Source organism: Actinoallomurus sp. NPDC050550, from assembly GCF_040655075.1.
Taxonomy (GTDB): Bacteria; Actinomycetota; Actinomycetes; order Streptosporangiales; family Streptosporangiaceae; genus Actinoallomurus.
The window spans coordinates 1-1,836 of sequence record NZ_JBFAJC010000143.1 but is presented as its reverse complement, the minus strand read 5'-3'; the positions used below and the strand labels follow the sequence as shown (position 1 = coordinate 1,836).

Annotated in this window: 2 protein-coding genes; one reads left to right on the top strand and one right to left on the bottom strand. The window is 67.2% G+C overall.

All coding sequences use genetic code 11. The features are described from left to right. The first annotated feature begins 240 nt into the window (after positions 1-240). Positions 241-1,461, top strand: a complete 1,221-nt coding sequence (locus AB0I04_RS55105) for an IS110 family transposase (RefSeq protein WP_360905057.1) — start codon at positions 241-243, stop codon at positions 1,459-1,461. Here the strand turns inward: AB0I04_RS55105 and AB0I04_RS55100 are convergent. Beyond that, on the bottom strand, positions 1,452-1,836 hold a 385-nt coding region (locus AB0I04_RS55100), incomplete at its 5' end, for a hypothetical protein (protein ID WP_360905054.1). The two genes, AB0I04_RS55105 and AB0I04_RS55100, sit on opposite strands and share 10 nt — an antisense overlap.

Genomic DNA, 1,836 nt, shown 5'->3' with positions numbered 1-1,836 from the left:
GCTCATTAGGGGAGCATGTTCGTGCGGTTCCGTGTGGGGCCGTCACCTCTCGGCCTGGTGGGTGCACGGCCTGCGATCGGTCGGCCGCTGGACGGCTCGCGTTAGTGTTGCCGGCCCCACCGGGACGAGGGCGTCGGATCGGCATCAGGGATCTGCCCCCATGAGGGCCGTAGTAATGAGCTTCCGGCAGACGTCCTTTCCGAACGCAGAGGTGCAGATCTTCTCCGGGAAGGACACCCGTTGCACACTGTCGGTTGGGATTGGGGCGGTCAAGCACACTCGGTAACGGTGCTGGACGCGGACGGGTTCAAAGCGGCCCGGTGGACGTTGCCGCACACCGAGGCGGGAATGACCAGCACATTGCGGCGTCTGGTCACCTACGGCGACCCGTCGCAGCTTCCGGTCGCGATCGAGACCAGCAAGGGCTTGGTGGTCGATCGGCTGCTGGCCGCCGGGCATCCGGTCGTCGCGATCCATCCGGGCGCGTTCAACGCGATGCGCCCCAGGTGGGGCGCCTCTCGCGCCAAGACCGACAACGCCGACAGCTTCATGCTCGCCGACCTGCTGCGCACCGACGGCCGGCACCTGACGATCCTGGCACCGACTGAGACAACGACGCTGGAGCTGCAGGCCCTGTCCCGCCAGCGCAGCGACCTGGTCGCCACCAAAGTCAGCCTGCTCAACCAGCTACGTGCCCTGTTGGAGGCGCACTGGCCGGGCGCGACCCGCCTGTTCAAGAACCTGGACGCGGCCATCTCGCTGGCGTTCTTGGACCGCTTCCCGACCCCGCAGGCAGCCTCCAGCCTCACCCCCGCCAAGCTGAGCGCGTTCCTGCGCCGCCACGCCTACACCGGCCGCAAGACCGGCGCCGTCCTACTCGACAAACTCCGGTCCGCGCCGAAGGCCGCCAGCCGCATCAGCCCCGACATCATCGCCACGCTCATCACCACCCAGGTCAGCCAGGTCCGGGCCGTCGTCGAGGCGATCAAGGCGCTGGAGGCCACCATCAAGCAGGTCATCGACGCCCACCCCTACGCCGAGCTGTTCCGCGCTCTTCCACGCGTCGGCACGGTCAACCTCGCCCAGATCATCGGCGAGATCGGCCCCATGCTCGAACGCGGCCTGACCGCCGAACAACTCGCCGCGGAGGTCGGTATGGCTCCGGTCACCCGCGCCAGCGGCAAAGTCCACACCGTCGCCTTCCGGCACGCCGCCAACCGCGCCGCGCGCAAGGCACTCAGCCACTTTGCCGACAACAGCCGACACGACGACCCCTGGGCCGCCGACCTCTACAAACGCGCCAGAGACCGCGGCAAACGCCACCCGCAAACCGTCCGCATCCTCGGCCGCGCCTGGCTCCGCGTCATGCATGCCTGCTGGCGCGACGGCACCCCTTACGACCCTGCGCTTCACCACGCCAAACGATCAGCTCCAGCCGTCCCAGGAACCCTTCATCCATAGCCCGGGGACCAGGGCTGGTCATCCACAGCCTCCAGATCCCCCGCGGCCACGGCACGGAACAACGTGTGAACCAGGCTCCGCGGCACATCCCGCATATGACGAGACACTCCGTCGGCGTCTTCCGGGTCTTCCCAGACCAACAACCCGGAGGTGAACGCCGAAAGCGTCCAACCGCTCTCATGCGAGATCATCACGTCAGGGTGCTCAGGATCATCCGGCCCATCGAGCTCTGCCAGCAACTCAGCCAGCCTCTCACCCGACAGATCATCAACCTCTCGGCCCCAGCGACCCTGAGCATACGCAGACACGACACCGATTATGACGGGCGATCCAGCAGCAACGTCGCCAGCCCAAGTTGACTCAGGGAACTGACGC